A 17,719-nucleotide genomic window follows, 5' to 3' on the forward strand; every position below is an offset into this window, starting at 1 on the left:
TCAAGCACTGGCCCCATGGAACAGACAGGCCTGATCGTCCCTCAGCGTGGGGATCACGAGGGCCCGGTCGAGGTAGCGATTGCCGCGTTCACACGAGGTCTCTGAGACGAACGTGCACGAATGGCAAGCGGCTGCGTGGAGCGAGCGGTCCTTGCTCGGATCGTGCTCCGAACACAGAGGGTCTGACGAGCAGATGGAGGCTCGTTCGAGCGCTTGGTCGAGTAGTCGGCCCAGGAAGTCGGGTTTGCCGAGGTCGACGAGGCCACCGAGCGTACCGTCCGAATCGGCAGCGGCTGTGTACAGCAGGATGCCAGCCATCGGCGCCTCGGGGTCTGAACTCGCGTAGACGCGCTCTCGGATGCTTGCGGCGTTGTATCCGCACTCAAGCGCGAGCTCACGAACGAGGAGATGCGCGATGGTGTGGAGCATGGTGTACCGGCTCGGGGGGAAGCCAACTTCGGGCTTCAGATGGCGAGCGTTCCGCCAGCCCTGATGACCGACGAACAGAGTCTTGTCACGGTCGGCTACGTGCACATTCTGCTCCCACGACTTGATGACGGACTCGTTGAACTCGATGAAGATTCCTTCGCCATGCACTTCACTGGCCGGAACCCACTCCGTTGTACCTCGCGTGAGCGCGGCCATTGGCGGGCGTTCGTCAGGATCGTTCGTTTCCTCGGGTGCTTCGACGCGGGTATATCCGATAAGTGCGTTGACTTCCCTGAGCCGTTCGAGCAGAAGCACGCGCTCGACCTGAGTTTCATACCCAACTGGCGCCGCAACGGTTGTGCTCATGAAGTGGGGCCAGTCGCTAGGCGGACTGCTTGAGGTCAGTACCTCCCACTCCGGGCCCTTGATGTCGCCTTCGGAGACGACCTCAATGCTTTTCCCCGCTTTACGGTGTTGGATCTCCTGCCAGATGCTGGGAACATCCCACTTGTCTATGCCGGGTAAGGCGCTGGTTCGGACCAGGGTCTTGACGATGCCTCTGAGCTCAGCTTCGTCGTCCACGTCTGCAAAGTGCTCCCAGCCATCAAGGACCAGTTGGCTCAGTTGGTTCTTCTCTAGCGGGATGGCAAGCACGGAGAGGGTGACGGGAAACCAACTGTTGGTCGCGCCAAGCAGGATCGTACGGGGTTCTTGGGTGCAGTCCTCGTATGAGTCGAGGTGAGGATGCCGCCCCCGACACCCAGGAAGATTGTCCGCGGCGTCCTTTCCGAATGCGTGGACAAGCGAGCGAGCGTTGTCGCAGGTATCGCACTTGACCCAAAGGTTCTCGGTCTGCAGGGACGCGCCCCGCTCGAAGAATCGGAATGTGCCCTTACAGTCCGACCCACCGTGGATGAACCAGCTCCAAGGGAAGTCATCAAGGTGCCCGTTACGGCAGGCAAGGAGGAAGCGAGCAGGCACGGCGTCCGCACGCTTGCCCTTGTCGCAGTTCGTGTGGAGGAAGTGGGTTCGCTCTGGCCGGTAGGGGAAGCTCTTGATGTCGAACAGGCCCGAGTCGTACTCTGCGAGAAGTCCACACTTGATACAGCGCAGCCACCGTGGGAACGGGCTGACCGGAACGCCAACACGGCCTTCGGCAGAGAAGGGGTCGGGGCGATCCTCTTGGAGGAATGGGGGGATGCGGAGCCGCTGCACGTGCGGGCCGAGGACACGCTTGACCTCGGCGAGCAATCGGGCTTCTTCAACTGGAGGACATCTGTTGGGATCCCATTTGTTGAGCCCCATCGTGACGACCGATAGGTTTGGCAGGTCAACGATTGAGCCAGGCCCGTAGGCCCACAGCAGCTGGCTTGGACGGACTTGGCCGACTACGTGGTTGTTCGTGCTCATGCGGCGCCTCCGTCATTGGGTCGAGACCGTGGTTTCCACGGTGGGGCCTCGGCCGAGCGCCTTGATGCGTCCATTATGAGTTGGACGCCGGGTTCTACCTCCCGCATGGACATCGGGACAGTGAACTCGTCCCACGCTTGGGCGCCAGGCTTCCTCAACAACGCGACCACATCGCCCTGCCCGCGCCCAGTCTCATAGCCGAGGCGGCGCCCGCCCATTGCGGCTTCCTTCGCCCAACGGTCGATCCGGTCACGGGCCATCCTGAGAACGAGGTCACGCGCGGCCTTGTCTTTGGCTTTCCATGCCCGTTCCGAGACGGCTTCGATCGCCTGTGTCGCTTCTGGTCCGGAGGTCTTTTCCATCAGCTGGGCACCGAGATTCGGGTTCAGCGAATCGTTGCCGAGCCGCATCAAGCTTACCATGGTACCCGTCAGCGCACGATCAAGTGCCCTGGGGGCGAACGGTGTCACGGATTGGGCTTCGACGTGCTTGTAGAACGTCGAGTGGTAGTGCTCGAACGTCTCGTAGTGCGACAAGTCGCGCGGCCTGCTCCAGGTGAAGACCGTGACAACCAGGCCGGGGAAAGAACGTCCGACGCGGCTCGTGGCCTGGATGTACTCGGCGGTGTTCTTCGGTTGTCCGTTGACGACCATGAGGCCGAGACGATTCACGTCAACGCCCACCGACAGCATGTTGGTGGCAAGAACGATGTCGTAGGCGCGAGTCTCTCCAGACTCCCACTTCTCCTTGAAGGGCAACTCCAGACGGTCAAGCTTCTGCGGAATCTCTTTGCTGGTCACTCGTGAGGTCAGTTCGTCTACCTGGTTCACCGAGCGTTGTGTCAGGCCAGGGCGACTCACGTCACTCATCTCGACCCGATATGCACGAGTCTGCACATCATCCTCGGCCAGGCGTCTCATGCCTCCGAGTTCGCGTAGTGAGTTGAAGTAGCCGACCAGGGTCATGTATGGGTCCGCGGCAGCACCGAAGTCTTGGAAGAGGGTCTTCGCCGCAGTGAGCAATGCGACGTACACGCGGATGAGCACCGCAGGCCGTGAGCTGCCTGGTGAGCAGATGCCAAGGTAGAGCCTGCCGGGCCGGTCTTCTGTGGAGCGCTGCACCGAGAAGAAGTTGTCCTCAACGTCCAAACCGTGTGGCGGGAAGATCGCGACTTGGCGTAGGAACACGTTGTTCACCTGTTCCTCGGCCTTTCGGACGGTGGCGGTCGAGGCGATGACCTTCGGCCGGACCTTCTTGTCGCCCAGGGTCCACGTGGACAGTTCGTCGACGGCCGTCTCATAGACGCCAACCATCGTTCCAAGTGGTCCACTGATGAGGTGGAACTCGTCCTGAATAATGAGGTCGGGTGGCCGAAGCGGCGAAATTACCTTCACACGGGTCGCGGGTTTTCCTCGCTCAGCCTTGTGATTTCCTTGGCAAGGGCTCCCGGGCCACAGCAGGCCATGACGTGGGCATTCTGACGTGGCAGCACCGAACAGTGCCCGAGTCTGTCCGCGCCACGCCATCATCGCGAACTTATCGACCGTGGCGATCAGCATCGACGGTGGACGGCGATAGATTTCCTCGTCCACCACAACGACAGGGAGTCCAAGCTCGGGGTATTGGGCCTTGGAGAACTCGCAGCGGCCATACTTGTCGCTGCAATAGATGAACGTCTGGTCTGCGCCAGGATACTTCTCGACGGTGATGTCTCGGCCAGGGTTGATCGCGGAACCGCACCAGGGACAGCTGGTCAACTGCGCGGGTGTTGAACCTGTGTCGCGGCGGTTATCGCGTTCCTTCTCGATCGCCTCGTGGCTGTCTTCTGTGCGGTTCGGGGTCACCTTCCCGCCAACCCAGAGGCCAAGAGTAAAGGGCTCCGAGCCCCAGGTCTCGGGGTCTTGTTTGCGGAGCAACTCCATGGCGCAGATGAGGGTTGAGGCTCGCTGGAACTGCTGCAAGGTGAGGAGACGCAGCGTGTAGCGCATGATGACGGCGAGACCGCGTGTGGCATCGAGGCCGCCGAGCGTGCCTTGGAAGCGTCGGATCGACATGGCAAACGCCGCGACACCAAGATACGCCTCAGTCTTGCCGCCGCCGGTTGGGAACCAGAGCAAGTCGGCGTATGCGGCCAGCGGTTCTGTCCGGTCCGAGTGCTTAGGGTCTGCCAACGCTGGGACAGATAGGAGCAGGAAAGCAAGCTGGAACGGATGCCAGGTGCGGTTCTCAGGGATGTTCAGCTTGTCCACCGTAACGGCCTCGTCCTGGCGACGTTTGCGGGCGTAGATGCCACGAACGCGCTGTTGCGCCATAGCGCGGTTGGCGAACCGGAACGCCGACATGGCATCCGTGTTCAGGCGCAGCGTCGAGATGCCTTCCTTGAGCCGTTCGAGGATGAGTTCGCAACGCTCCATAGCGTCCTGGGCTTGAGTGTCATAGCCCTCGACGGCTACCCCGATGGCAGCGCGGTTCTCTGCAATCCAGTCCTCATAATCCCCGGCGAGAACGGTCAGGGCTGCGAGTAGTTCGTCGTCGGACAGCTCGGCTGAATCAGCCAGCTTCTCCATGTCGAGCCAACCGTGCGCCCTCAGGTCGCGTAAGGCCGCACGGTCGGCTGAGTCAGCCCCAGGGGCCTCGGTGATCTGGATTTCCTGATCGGGGATGACCGCAGTCCGCACCTCAGTTGCCAGCTCAGGGTCGGACGTACTAACCACTGCGTGAACCGAGGTTCCGTGGCCGGTTGCGAACTCAACACGCCTCCTGTAGATCATCTCCAGCGACAACCGTTCTTCGTCGTGCTGCTTGACATCAAGCAACGGACGACGGCGAAAGACAGCGCCGCCAGCGTCGTCTCGTACAACGATCTCCGGCTGGAAGACCCAGGCTTGGTCACGGTTCTGCTGTGGCTCGGTCTGTCCGTTGACCAGAAACAGCGTCACCAGTCGATCACCTTGGCCGACCGGCCGACTGACGCTTCCTTCGAGACGAACCTCGGGGACTGCGTTGTCCACGGTGCATGGCGTGAGTGATCCTTCCCTCACTGCGAGCGTGACCTTTCCGCCCGCGGGAATTCGCTTCCAGCAACGCTTCCCCGACTCTTCTGACTTGCCCCGTACGTAGCGTCCCCACGACACCGCGACCTCGACCGCTTCCTGGTCGTCCGGCACGCAGAACGTCAAGCCCATGGAGGACGGAACCAGTGACTGGCTCTTGGAAGCGTTGGCCTCTGGTTCGTCGTCTTCCTCCACCGGGCTCGTAGCCGGTACGGAATCGCGGCTGATGTGCGCCTCATTCCCGTAAACACGAAGATCATCGGGCGTATCACCGTCGGCGATCTCTTCCTCAGCGAACTCCGAGCTCTGTGGCGCGTTGTGCGCGTGGTCCAAGGGTGCAAGCTTGCCCACCAGGTACCGGTCGCGCACGCTCATGCCCACGATCTCCTCGTGTGGTCCGTTCGCAGGGCCGAGTAGATCGTCGACGACAGCAAGCCGTAGGAGTTCTCGCACGTAAGCTTGCTCGGCCTTCGTCTGGCCGGCCAGGTTTGGAGCGGCGCTGAACGGATTGCCTGTCAATCGGACGACCGCTTTCTCGAAGAGCTCCCACGACACCCGAGTTGCACCATGACTCGGGTTGTGCGCAATTCCGAGGGCCACTAGAGGGATTGAGTCGGTGGAGCGGAGCAACCCGTGCAGGTAAACCGTCATATTTCCCAGAGACTGCCGGACGCGGTATACGCGCGCTACCGCCACTGCTGCGCCCTCAACCGTGATGAGCACACCGTCTCCTCGCTGAAGTTCGCCACCCCTCGTTGTGACTTTCGTAACGGCAGTTAGTGACTCCTCGTGACCGGGTTGAACTGCGACGGTCCAGGCGTTTGGTATGTTCATTGCTCCAACCAATCAACACCGAGCCACGGAGTTTTTTCAGAATAGAACAAGCCGGGTAACCTGCCCTGACTCAGCGCGTAGTCATCAAACGATTGCATAGTTCAGCACCTGATCTCTGTGTTTTCGATTCTCGCGCTCATCTCTGGCGAAACCGAGTAGGCCTGGAATACGGCGATATCTAAAGCAGCCATTGCTTGCAGGATCTGCTCGGGGTCATTTATCGCATCCAGAACGGCGGCAGCAGCTTCCTCAATCTCGACAATTCTCCCGTCATGCGACGGAGGCATCGGAAGCTGCTCAACCATGGCTCCAGAAAAGCTAATTCCGCCATCAACTCCTAGGGCGCCGAACGCCTCCTGAACATAAAATCGCATGAGCCGTGAGTTCAGAATCCCGAGCAACGTGGGTAGCACCTCGTCGGAGTGTCGCGGTAAGACAATAACGCTCGATTTGCCAGCAACATATGAGCCGTCGCGGTCCCAAAACGCCTCGAACTTTCGCATCCCTGAGAGGATCAACTTCGGAGCCACAGCCTGCGCATATCTTCGCGGCAACTCCTCGGCAAGGATTCGCCTAGCAACGACCGGCCGGGCGAACCGCTTCTTTAGATATCGGGTGTCAGATTCACCCCAGAGAGAAACAAACGGGTCGACTGTTCCCGTGTTTAGCAAACGGAATGAATCTACCGAGTCCGATCCCTCTGTCACCCAATCGCGAAGCCGGTACGCCTCCGCAACCGTGAACGGATCGCTCGCTACTGCGACGTCTCCAATTCGGCGATCCGAACTCGCGAGGTGGATAAGTATGTCGACATTCGTCGAGAGCAAGAAGCCCCAATTCTGCCATTTCATAATTCGACTTCGCGGCACTCGCGATATCTCTGTGCCATGGCTTCCCGGTCTTCTCACCTGGACATTGTCGTCAATCGCGAGCCCAAATCCGGCCGAGATGGCAGCTACACCAGCATTGGCGAATGCGCGGCCTTGGGAGAAATCAATGATGTGGCTTAGGGAGTTCGCCGTCAGATCGCGAAGTGCAGAACCGTAGGGAGCCGCGAGCCATTTGTTTGGACTGATCATGAAAACGGGAGACCCAGGCCTCACTATTTGGATCGCCCGCTCGATAAACGGCACATACAAGTCCCAGTTGCCTTTGGCGGTTGAGTATGCACCAGAGAGATACTGCCTCAGTTGCGGGTCGGAGCGGACCATCGTCTCGGAGTCAACAAATGGCGGGTTCCCGAACGCTGCATCGAAACCTCCTGCGGCAAACACCTCCGGGAACTCCAGTGCCCAGTGGAACGGGTCTCTCGCCAGTTCCTTATCGTCCGTCACCGGATGCCACGAGCTTCGAGCGATTGCGCGCAACGCCTCAGTGTCTGCCCGGTTCCCTTCAAGCGCGCCTGCGGCGGTCAATGCCAACCCGTCGCATGCGCCGTTCAGGCCCCTGGAAGCCGGGCCGCGACGGAAAACTTCAGCCAGGAAAGCGTCCGCCACGAGGTCCACGGCACCCATGGTCTCTTGGGCTTCCTGATTTAGGGCTGCTCGGGAGCGCACATCCGCAATGTCTAGCTCTCGGCCCGATCGGAGTCTCTTTCGAACTTCGGCGGCACGCTGCACGGCGTGCGAGACGACATCGTCAAGTAAGCCAGTCTGACGTTCGCCTCGAACTGGTTCTAGACGCATCTGTATCAGTTGTTCGGTGGTGTGCACCCCAACGAGACTGTCGCCCCCTCGCAAATTGTGATCGAGGAAACCGAATGGTTTGCCCTTCGACAGAGTCACGAGCCAAATCGACAATTTCGCGAGCTCGACGGCCAGCGGGTTGATGTCCACCCCATAGAGACAACGCTGAGAGACAAACCTACGGGCGACGGTGATCCGCTCGTCTGCCTGCGTCGGCAGAGGATCGGCGGCCCCGAGGTCCTCAACTACGTCTCCGTCGGCATTCACGAGGTGTCCGTCTGCCTCGGCGCTGGCCCATGCTTCAACCAGTCGTTCTGCCAAGTACCGGCAAGCCTGTACGAGGAATGCACCTGAACCCATCGCAGGGTCACAGACCCTTAGACCAAGGATCACTTCGGGAGACCTAAGAACCCACTGATCCCTTGGGCGTCCTTCTGTTGGGCCAGTGTATACGAGGGGTTCGAGCGCAACGCCCACGATCTGCTCGGTCAGCGAGCGTGGAGTGTAGTGTGTACCGCTTTCTCGTCGATCGGCGCCTGGCGTGACCATGAAGGAGTGAGCTCCGTAAATAATCGCCTCACCCCAGGCATCACTTCTTAGAAGGTTGGCGAATGGGGCGATGCGCTCCAGCAGAGTGTCATTGCCATTCGCTGCACTTAGGAGGGCAGTTCGCGCTGCATCTGAAGCCGGTTTCGAGAGCGCTCTTCGGACCGCCGCTGGGGTTCGCCCTGTCTCTTTGGCGATCTTGGAGACGAGATCGTCTGGGTGTTCGAGTCGCAGCGACTCCATCTCGGCCAAGCCCATCGTTGGATAGCGGTTCTTCGCCGAGCCCTCAAGACCTAGTGTGATGTCCGGGACACGAACAACCGTGTAGTCCAGCAGGCCTTCGTAGACGTGCCCAATCTGCTCAACGTCCAAGGCTCTGTACGACAGAGCAAGCGCACCGTGAGATTGCTCCAGCACCTGCAAGGAGTTGAGGAGTAGAAGGACCGTGCGATTATCGATCGGCAGCGGCTGCGAGACCGTGTCCAGCCATGAAGTGCCCAGCGCGCGACCTTCGAGGAACGGGTACCGGTCGGGGTCGAATAAGGAGCCACCCATGGCGGGTAGCCGCAGATCTTCGTGCTCGATACCTGCGTAGACGGCACGGAACGCAGCCAAGAGCCTCGCCCAAGCATCGAAGCGGCGTTCCAGCACTTCATCGCCCAGTTGGTCTGCTTCCTCAGCAAGTTTTCCACGGAGTGTAGAGACCGCGAGGTTCTGGTCGTACACGGGGTCGCCCAGAAGGAAAAGGCCCCTCTCTTCGGCGCACAAGACGAACACGAGACGCATCATGACCGTGAGTGATGCCTCATAGAGCAACGATGGCGGCACATCGCGCAGGAGTTCCCGGTTGCGGTCCTGATCGGCCTTGTCGAGCGCTTGAATCAGAACCTCGGTGGCTCGGCGCACCTGCTCGCCGAGTGTGTCGGTGACTTCCTCCTGGTGTTTCAGTGACTCGTCGAGTAGCGCTTCGAGGGTCTGGTCGGTGGGCCCGAAGCAACGTCGCACGCCGAGCAACGACTGAAACGCCTTGAGCGTCGCCGGCTCCTGGAACCAGAAGCGCGAATGCCAGACGGCCTGCCCAGATGGTGTGTCAGCGGGCGCGTTGACGAGCACCCACGATTCTCCGTTCGTCACGATCCCGATTCGGACCCCGTGCTCACGACACAGCAGGGTCATCCGTTCCAACTCAGTCGCGAGCCAGCCGTCAAGCTGAGCGGCGGACTCAAGGTCAGCGTCGGGGGGAGCCACTGCGATGAACGCGCGCGGCTCCGTTGAAGCTGGAGCGTGGATGATCCATGTGGGCGCGAAGTGCGCCGTCCCATCAGGTGATGAGATCGACGGAGCACCACCCACCCAAGAAGAGCGCGGTGTCGCCGACTCCTCGTCGAACTCAAGCAATTCGGTGAGGACCAGGTTCACCCACGCGTCGTGAAGCTGTGCGACAAGCAGGTCGTCCTCATCGACTGCTTCACGCCATTCATAGTAGGCGGAGCGGAGTCGCTGGCGACGAGGGGTCTCAATCGATTCAAGGCCTTGCGGGAAGGCTTGTTCGAGAACTTTGAGCGTTAGAAACGGCCCCCTGGTCTCAACCAACGAGAGCCATTCGACTTGCTGTGACTGTGCAACCATGGGGTTCACTCCCTCCGAGCCATGGACTCAGGGACCAGGAAGATCACGGCAGCGGGGAAGGTTCGTGCGACCGGATCGGCGTACTGGCGCTTGATAGCCGCCTCCTCAGCTGCCCGTTCTGCCGGGATGCGGGCTAGTCGGCTTTCGAGGGCGGAGATGTCCGCAGACACCTGGTTCATCTCTTGCGGCGAGAGGCCGGGTAGATAGAGATCACTCTCGGCTTCGTCGGGGTTCAGCTCCTTGGTGATGGCTCGTTCGAGCTCGTCGAGAACAGAGTGGAGGTCGGTCAGGTCGTGGGTCAGTCGATCGTTGAGTTTCTTATCGAGGCTGTCGAGACGCTCTTTCGACCGGGCTTCGACCGCGCTCATGATGGACTGCTTTCTGTTTGCGAATCTCTCCTTGAGTACGGCGAACAGTGCGTCGCTCGGCTCGACTGGCGTAGCCGACGCAAGTAGCTCTTCACGCTTAGCAACCTGGGTGATCCGGCTGAATCGGTCGTGGCCAAGCTCTCCTCCGGAAAGAGTGAGTTCTTCGTGAAGCCGGCGGTGATCGCCTCCGGTTATGACGAGCCGTGACCAGAGTAGGACGACGGGCTGAGTAGCAAGACTGTCGGGGACCACGCGGACAGCTACCCGGTGCAGCTTCTTGGTGTCGTGCAGCTTCCAGATTTCCTCGCGTAGGAGCCGCAAGCACATCTGAACAAGTCGGTGCCCAAGGTGCGCAAGCACCACGTCATCGCGGCCCTTCGACGTCTCATGATCGAAGGTGATGGCACGCCGCTTGTGAGTGTGTGGGTGTTCAAGTCCGCGAGTCGCCTTGCCCCAAGAGCCAGTGAGCGCGGGCACGGTGAAGACGACCGCATCGGATGCGTCGGACAACTTCACCGGGGTCAAAGGAGGCTTCTCGGCCAGGTCGAGGGCCACCCTCACTGCGCGTTCGACGTTCTCTGGCAGCATGCGAAACTCGCTTCGCGCCTGAATCAGAGTCTGGTGCAAGCGTTGAATCCGGTCGCGCAGTTGGCGCTCAGCGGCAACAAATCGGCGGGCGCGTGCTGCGTTGGCCTCAGCCGAGACCGTATCGAAGCGGTTCCGCCGACCGAGCATGATCTCTTCGATCTGCCGAGCAAGGACTGGTCCAACACTGCCAAGGTCTTCGCGGATCGTCTCGACCTTGTTCGCCGCTCGCATCAGGTACTCGTGGTCCCCAGCAACTTCGCCAGGGGCAAGCTCTTTGGCGCTGTATGCTCGACCCACCGGGTGCCAGATGAAAACGGTGTCTTGCTTCTGGCCGTGGCGATCAATGCGCCCGTTCCGCTGCTCCATGACGTTCGGATTCCAGGGAATCTCGACGTGGATGAGGTAGTTGCAGTGGTTCTGGAGGTCGATCCCCTCGGATGCGGCGTCGGTTGCAAGCAGAATGCGCACTGGGGACACCGCCGGATCGGCTTGGAAGGCCGCCTTCACGGTCTCCCGGTCGTCCGGGTCGACGTCGCCGTGGAGGAAGGCCAGGCGGTCGCCGCCGTATCCGTGGCTCGCGAGAATCTGCTGGAGCCAGCTGTGCGTCGCGCGGTACTCGGTGAACAGGATGACGCGCTTGTTGTTCCACTGGCCATCAGGTTCTTTGAGATGCGACTCGATCCATTCGAGGATCGCTTTGGCTTTCGAGTCAGGCTTGTTGCGTGCTCCTTCGGCCCAGATGGTCAGCCGGTCCAGCGTGTCGCGCTGGCTCAGGGTCAGCGGTACGGCGAGCTCGGAGGCCAGTTCCACGGCCTCGTGCTGGGCGTCCTCCAGTGTGGAGTCGTTCGCCTGATCCTCCTCAGCGCGAAGGATCGCCTTGCGCAAGACCCGATCGTCCATGGCGCCGAGGGGTTTGGATGCGCGTGAGGGGCGGCTCAGGGTCTCGCGGTGGCGTGCGAGCGTGGTAGCGAACGCGAGCGGCGACGAGAACAGGCGCTTCTTGAGGAGCTTGTGAGCGAAATCCGTGCCATAAGCATACTTGCCACCACCGACGGACTTTGAGCGGTCGGTGATGAAATCCTGAAGCAGTGCGTGTGCTTCTACCTCGCTCTCGGTGTAAGCGACTTCGAGAGAGACGAGTTTTCGCTCGGGGAAGATGCGCTTGCCGTCTGGGTCCGTGATGTCGCTCTTGAGTCGGCGAACCATGACGCGATGCAGCTGTTGCTCGTCCGGCAGAACGGAGCGAGCGAAGCGCTGGTCATCTAGCAGCTCCAACAGCGACGTGAAGGACGCCTGGTGGCCGTTGTGCGGGGTGGCGGTCAGGAACAAACGGTGGGAGAAGTTGGGAGCGAGGGTCCGGATTAGCCTCGTTCGTTGGCTCTCAAGGGCGTATCGGGTAGCTGCGGCAGGCGCGACGTTGTGGGCCTCGTCGACGATGAGGATGTCGAACTTGCGCGGGTAGGTGCTTGACGCAGGGAGGATGTCCTTGAGCAGCCGCAGGCCCTCGCCTGACTTGGCCCAATCCACTGACGTGATGAGCCGTGGGAAAGAAGTCCACGGGTTTGCTTGGATTCCTCTGCTGCGTCGTAGCTGCTTGACGTACTCCGCATCAACTATTCGGAACTCCAAGCCGAACTTCTCCTGCATCTCCGTTTGCCACTTGATCTGAAGGCTTGCTGGGCAAACGACGAGAACCGTGCGGGCTCGATGCCGGATCAGCAACTCCTGGACAACCAGGCCAGCCTCAATGGTCTTGCCGAGGCCCACATCATCCGCGATGAGAAGGTTTACCCGTGCCATGTCAATGGCTCGCACGAGTGGGTCAAGCTGATAGTCCTCAATGGAGATGCCGCTGCGGAACGGTGCTTGGAGGAACGTGCGGTTCGCGTTGGTTGCTGCGCCCCAGCGCACCGCATCAAGAAAAGCTTCCAGCCGGTCATCCGAGTCCCAGCCGGTGATCTCCGGCAGCCCGGCCTTTTCAAGTACTTGCGCACCAGGCTCAAGTTCCCAAATCACCTGAAGCTCTTCCCCCAGCGCATCCTCATCCAGCGAGGAGAGCGTGACGAGATGCTGCGGACGCGTCCCAGGCAGCGCGCTCCCCGTCGTCGCTTCAGACACGACCCATTGGCGACGACGTACCTCGACGAGCTGGCCAGGTTCAGGAACAGTCTGAGTTGAGAGTGCTTGGTCTGGTTTCATGCGAGCTGACCCCCGGTAAGCACACGAAGGACATCATCACGATGCTCCTTGACGTGGGCCTTCATACTCCGGCCGATCAGTTCGCCAAGGGTGACAGGTACTGCATTGCCGATCAGCCTACCGATGGTCTTCATGTGCACGGGGGCACCGGGCGCGACGAACTGGTAGTTCAGGGGGAAGCCCTGCAAGATCGCTCCCTCTCGTAGAGAAATCGCTCGATCCTGGGAAGGGTGCCCGAAGCGTCCGTTGCCGAACCCGTAGAACTGAGTAGTCATGGTAGGGGCAGCCTCGTCCCAAGTCATGCGACCGTACACGCCTGCATAGGTCTTGCCGGACTCCTTCTTGTGGCATTCAGCGACAAGTTCGTCGGGCCAGTCACGCCAGGTGCCACCGGGCTTGGACGCCTTGATCCTGCGCAGGTTCAGTGGCGACAGCCGGGAGGCTCGGTGCAGTCGATCTACTGCATCTGCTGACCCCGCTGCCAGGGCTGGCACCCTCCCGTTGCCGATCGCTTCGCGAACGCTCGTCGGTTTTGCATTGAACTGAGCGGGGGTAAGGAGACTGATCGGGCCAAGGCGCGAAGCGAGGAGAACCAGTCGATTTCGATGCTGAGGAACACCGTAGTCTTGGCAGTCGACGATCTGCTTGGATACCTCGTAACCGCTGGCTTCGAGCGATCCAACGAATTCATCGAAGACGGCATGGTTGAGCAGACCGGGTACATTCTCCATGGTGACCAGCTCTGGGAGCAGTTCTCCTGCAAGGCGCGAGAAGTGCCGCAGCAACCACCATCGGTCATCGTCGGTAGACGCTTTCTGATTGTAGGAAGAGAACGTCTGGCATGGGGCACAACCAGCCAGCAGCCGAACGCTTCTCGGCAAGTAGTACGAAGCGAGCTCGCGGGACTCAATGTCGCCGACTGACTTGAGAAGGAACTTGGCCTTGTTGTTCTCCGTGTACGGGTACTCGCATGCAGGGTCGACATCGACGCCCACACGGACGTTGATTCCGGCCTTGGCAAGGCCATGGGTCAGTCCTCCTGCCCCGCTGAACAGGTCTACGGCGTTGATTGGTATGTGGGGCGCGGTCACTTGGCCCCACCTTCGCGCGCGTCGCCGCCAGCTTCAACGTGGTCTCGTTTAAACTTCCACTTTCGCCCCATCTTGTGGGCGGGCACGGCTGAACGCTCGATCCACCGATAGACAGTGTCACTACTCACTCCGAGGTGCTGACAAATCTCCTCGACGGAGAGCCAGCGATCTTGCACGTTAGCCATCTTTTCTCCTTCAGCCAGTGCTCCGAGGGCGCCCCCTGCGCGCTGCGACGGTCGAACGGCAAGCGCACAGCCGCGTCCAAGTCTAGGCGTAGCTACCGAGAACACCTAATATAAGCCGCAGAGATGCGCATATGTCCGCGCGCGTCTGGGATCTTCCCACCCCTCAGCACTAAGCGGTGTCACGAAAGTCGTTTCAGCCAGTACCGGATCACCGCCACCTGAACCATGGCCTCGAAATGCACCGCTAACTTGTCCAAACTCGTGGCACACCCACGGTGCTGCTTGGTCCGATTGATACCCTGCTCCACGGCATTGCGACGCCGATAAGCTGCGGTGTCGAAAGCAGGGGGGTCGGCCCCCGGCTGACTCCCTGCGCCGACGGTGGGCGACCTGGTCCTTCGGCTGAGAAATCGTTGCCGTGATACCCCGCGACCTCAGATACTTCCGGTTGGCACGCGAGGAATACACCTTGTCCGCCAGCACCCGCTTAGGCCGGCACCTTGGCCGACCCCGCCCGGCGGACGGTACGCGGATCTTGTCCAGTACCGGCATCATCTGCGGACCATCCCTTGCTTGACCTGGTGTGACGACAAACGACATCACCACGCAATCGGCATCAATGCCGACGTGGATCTTCGTTGGCTACCCGCCCCTTGAGCGGCAAAAACCATGATCAGCAGGCTCTGCCAGATGGCGGGTGACACTGTCTTTCCTGGCGCCGGCGGCGTGGACGTGCCGGCGAGTGGTCGTGGAGTCGGCACTGACCTCCAGGAAAGTTTTCCCTGCTCTTGGGCGTGAGTGAGCAGCCGGGTGTGCACGTTTGTCCACACCCCGTCGGCCCGGAGATGGACAAACAGGGCGTAGACCCGCCACCAGGGGCCGTGGCGTTCATGGACATCGGGCCATGGGCAGCCGGTACGGATGCGGAAGAAGATGCCGTTGAGCAGGGATCTAATGCCCCAGGTGCGGGGGCGTCCCCGCCGTGGTGGGGCGGGCAGGAGTGGGGCAAGCAGTGCCCATTCGGCGTCGGTGAGGTCGTGGCGGGCGGGCGGCGGTAAAGTAGGCAACGAGGTTTTCCTGGTACGCGTTGATGATTAGACACCAACACCGTGCGCTGTGAAACCCTCGTTGCAGTTTAGGGCACGCCGGTGTCACTCACCGGATTTTCGTAACACTGCCTAGACCCTGGACTCACTGCCTCAGCCCTGCTGTACTTCCTGCAGGAGTCGCAGGGCGGTGGTTTCCCGGTCAGCGGGGAGTTCCGCGCCCAGGACGGTGAGCGCGGCGTCGGCAAGCATGATGGTGGTTTCGGGTAGCTGCTCCTCACTGAGGGGGGCCGGGACCACACCGTCGTTGTCGCGCATCTCGGTCACCGAGAGGGCGATGTGGAAGGGCAGGTCGCAGCGCTTATCCTCTGCTCCGACGATCTCAGCGGCCAGGGAACGGAAGATTTCCCGCAGATCGGTTCGCTGCTGGTGGTAGGTGGTGAATTCTTCCGATGCGGCGACGGGAAGCTGGTAGAGCTTGCCTACATTCCAGCGGGTGGAGAGCAGCAGCCGGGTTTCAGCCGCCACCAGGGCCCAGAGCCGCATCGCGGGCGCTGCCTCAGAGTTGTTGAGCTGCTCTGCGAGCTGCATCGAGGGCTCGATGGTGGAGGTCAGCAGGGTCAGGAAGATCTCGGTCTTGGAGGGGAAGTGGTAGTAGAGGGAGGCCTGCCGGATGCCCACCGCATCAGCGATCTGGTGGGTGGAGGTGGTGGCGAAACCCTGGGTGGTGAACAGCTCTGCCGAAGCATCGAGAATCTCCTCGCGTGCGGTGCTACCACGGCGGCGAGGACTGTTCTTGCGGGGACGACCCACTGCTCCGGCCACTGAGATTCCACTCCTTATCTGTTGACCAAAAGAATCATATTCGCATTGTAGCGAGCATGATCATGGGAATACCACTAGGACCCGTTGTCGGGGATGTTGATGTCGTGGCGTGCGGCCAGGGAACGAACCACCAGTGCAACCCCGCGGCTGGCGGCCCCGAAGGAGGAACGCTGCAGTGCGGGGAGATCCTCGGCGGTGATCTCGCGATCCACCACATGATCCACCCAACGGCGGAACTGCAGGGACGCGCCGGTGGACCAGCCCTGGCGGAGCAGATCGGCCTCATCTTCATTGAGCACGCCGGCGGACTGCCCGGCCTGGATGTACTCCTGGGTGGCCAGGCAGTGAGTACGGCTGCTCAGTCCTGCCCAGCGGGCCAGATCAGTGACCGGGGCCAGCAGCTCCCGGCGGATGTCCACCACGGATTCCCGGTCCGGCAGACCATTCGCACTGCGCAGGGCAGGTGGGCGGTGATCTATGGCCTCATGCAGCAGGGGCAGCACGGAACCCAGGTGGCTGAGCAGGTGCTCCCGGAACCAGGTGCCGGCATCGGCGAAGACCCCGATGGCGGTGGGGTCCCCTTGGGCGGTGGCCTGCTCGATGCGGTAGAGCCACTCCGCATGGGTGGTGGGGGAGAACTCGGCTGTCAGCGGGGCCGGGATCAGGCCGACGCTGCGCAGGATGGTGCTGATCTCGCCATTGGCCTCCGCGCCGGTTTCCGTCGGATCAGCGGTTACCAGCAGCCACTCCACCTTGGAGGTGGGGAAACCATCACCCCGTCCGATCGCCCCGGTGAGCACCAGTTGGTTCTTTCCGAGGAGTTCGGTGATGGCGGGGGAGTGCAGCGCATCGGAGACCAGGGTGGAGTACCAGTGGGTCAGCTCCACTGCCGGGGTGTCGTGGGCGAGTGCATTGCGCAGCAGTTCATGGGACTCCGCCAATACGCCCCGGACCGTGGCCACCTGTTCACAACGGGGGGACTGTTCCGCTAGATCCAGCAGGGACTCGTGCAGCACGCTCCGGCCATCCTTTCAATCATCCGACAGATTTATGTCGCCCAATCTACCAGCGGGGCCACCCCTCGGAGAACCCCACGGTGAGGGGCAGGGGATAAAAAATCGACCGCCCCGAAAAATTCGGGACGGTCGATGAGATGATCGGTCAGATCAGAGAAGTTCGATTAGAACTGCTCAACCTCGACCAGGCCGAGCTGGGCGGCCTTGACCAGACGACGCGGGATGCGAACGGTCTGACCGTCGATCTTGACGTCCTGGAGGGCGACATTGTCGGCCTTCCACTGGGAGCGACGCATGCGGGTGTTAGCGCGGGACAACTTACGCTTCGGAACTGCCATGGTTTTCCTCCTTAAGCCTTCTTCTTGCGGCGGGCCATGCCACCGAAACGCTTCTGGAACTTCTCAACGCGGCCAGCGGTGTCCATGACACGCTGTGCGCCGGTCCAGAACGGGTGGGATTCGCTGGTGACGTCGACGACGATGAGGGGGTACTCATTGCCGTCCTCCCACTCCACGGTGCGGGAGCTGTTGACGGTGGACTTGGTCATGAACTGGAAACCAGTTCCCGCGTCCTGGAAGACTACCGGGTGGTAGTCCGGGTGGATATCCTTCTTCATTTACTCTCGATTCCCTCAGGATTGCACTTCAGATCGGTTCCGTGTCTCAAGGTGGTCACGAATCGTGTCTGAGTTGGGTTCGTTAAGTATGCACTGCCAGGGTGGCGGTGAACCTCAAAGATATTACACGTCGCGGGGGTGAAACTTGAAATCCTGCGGATGAGGGGGAGGGGAGTTTCTGGTAATGGGATCTCCCGTG

General features: G+C 61.1%; 12 protein-coding genes. All 12 read right to left on the reverse strand.

The features are described from left to right. The 12 genes from drmB to COCCU_RS04020 all read right to left on the reverse strand — a co-directional run bounded on the left by drmB (position 1) and on the right by COCCU_RS04020 (position 17,520). Positions 1-1,839: a DUF1998 domain-containing protein gene (gene drmB, locus COCCU_RS03970; RefSeq protein WP_156230324.1), complete on the reverse strand. Its 1,839-nt coding sequence runs from the start codon at positions 1,837-1,839 to the stop codon at positions 1-3. Further along, positions 1,836-5,615 (reverse strand): DISARM system helicase DrmA, encoded by a 3,780-nt coding sequence (gene drmA / locus COCCU_RS03975; RefSeq protein WP_197088428.1) that lies wholly within the window; start codon positions 5,613-5,615, stop codon positions 1,836-1,838. Before drmA ends, drmB begins: the two co-directional genes overlap by 4 nt. 212 nt (positions 5,616-5,827) lie before the next feature. Next, positions 5,828-9,586 carry an Eco57I restriction-modification methylase domain-containing protein gene (locus COCCU_RS03980; RefSeq protein ID WP_156230326.1) on the reverse strand — a complete coding sequence of 1,253 codons (3,759 nt, stop codon included), beginning with the start codon at positions 9,584-9,586 and terminating at the stop codon, positions 5,828-5,830. Positions 9,587-9,591: 5 nt separating this feature from the next. Continuing rightward, the gene (gene drmD / locus COCCU_RS03985) at positions 9,592-12,741 is read right to left on the reverse strand and encodes a DISARM system SNF2-like helicase DrmD (protein ID WP_156230327.1); all 3,150 of its coding nucleotides are present in this window, start codon (positions 12,739-12,741) and stop codon (positions 9,592-9,594) included. Continuing rightward, positions 12,738-13,832: a DNA cytosine methyltransferase gene (locus COCCU_RS03990; RefSeq protein WP_156230328.1), complete on the reverse strand. Its 1,095-nt coding sequence runs from the start codon at positions 13,830-13,832 to the stop codon at positions 12,738-12,740. Before COCCU_RS03990 ends, drmD begins: the two co-directional genes overlap by 4 nt. Beyond that, positions 13,829-14,017 carry a helix-turn-helix domain-containing protein gene (locus COCCU_RS03995; RefSeq protein ID WP_156230329.1) on the reverse strand — a complete coding sequence of 63 codons (189 nt, stop codon included), beginning with the start codon at positions 14,015-14,017 and terminating at the stop codon, positions 13,829-13,831. Before COCCU_RS03995 ends, COCCU_RS03990 begins: the two co-directional genes overlap by 4 nt. A gap of 105 nt (positions 14,018-14,122) precedes the next feature. Next, on the reverse strand, positions 14,123-14,617 hold the full coding sequence (locus tag COCCU_RS14620) for a transposase (RefSeq protein ID WP_231598854.1): 495 nt from the start codon (positions 14,615-14,617) through the stop codon (positions 14,123-14,125). Further along, a complete protein-coding gene (locus COCCU_RS14625) occupies positions 14,617-15,084 on the reverse strand; it encodes a transposase (RefSeq protein ID WP_231598855.1) in 468 nt (155 codons plus the stop codon). The genes COCCU_RS14620 and COCCU_RS14625 overlap by 1 nt, the downstream gene beginning before the upstream one ends. Before the next feature lie 132 nt (positions 15,085-15,216). Further along, a complete protein-coding gene (locus COCCU_RS04005; RefSeq protein WP_156230330.1) occupies positions 15,217-15,888 on the reverse strand; it encodes a TetR/AcrR family transcriptional regulator in 672 nt (223 codons plus the stop codon). Positions 15,889-15,962: 74 nt separating this feature from the next. Continuing rightward, positions 15,963-16,904, reverse strand: a complete 942-nt coding sequence (locus tag COCCU_RS04010; RefSeq protein WP_156230331.1) for a putative nucleotidyltransferase substrate binding domain-containing protein — start codon at positions 16,902-16,904, stop codon at positions 15,963-15,965. Positions 16,905-17,068: 164 nt separating this feature from the next. Continuing rightward, a complete protein-coding gene (gene rpmF / locus COCCU_RS04015; RefSeq protein WP_156230332.1) occupies positions 17,069-17,242 on the reverse strand; it encodes a 50S ribosomal protein L32 in 174 nt (57 codons plus the stop codon). A gap of 11 nt (positions 17,243-17,253) precedes the next feature. Beyond that, complete coding sequence (locus COCCU_RS04020) at positions 17,254-17,520, reverse strand: type B 50S ribosomal protein L31 (RefSeq protein WP_156230333.1); 267 nt, start codon at positions 17,518-17,520, stop codon at positions 17,254-17,256. Positions 17,521-17,719: the final 199 nt, after the last annotated feature.

This window comes from Corynebacterium occultum (assembly GCF_009734425.1).
GTDB classification, from domain to species: Bacteria; Actinomycetota; Actinomycetes; order Mycobacteriales; family Mycobacteriaceae; genus Corynebacterium; species Corynebacterium occultum.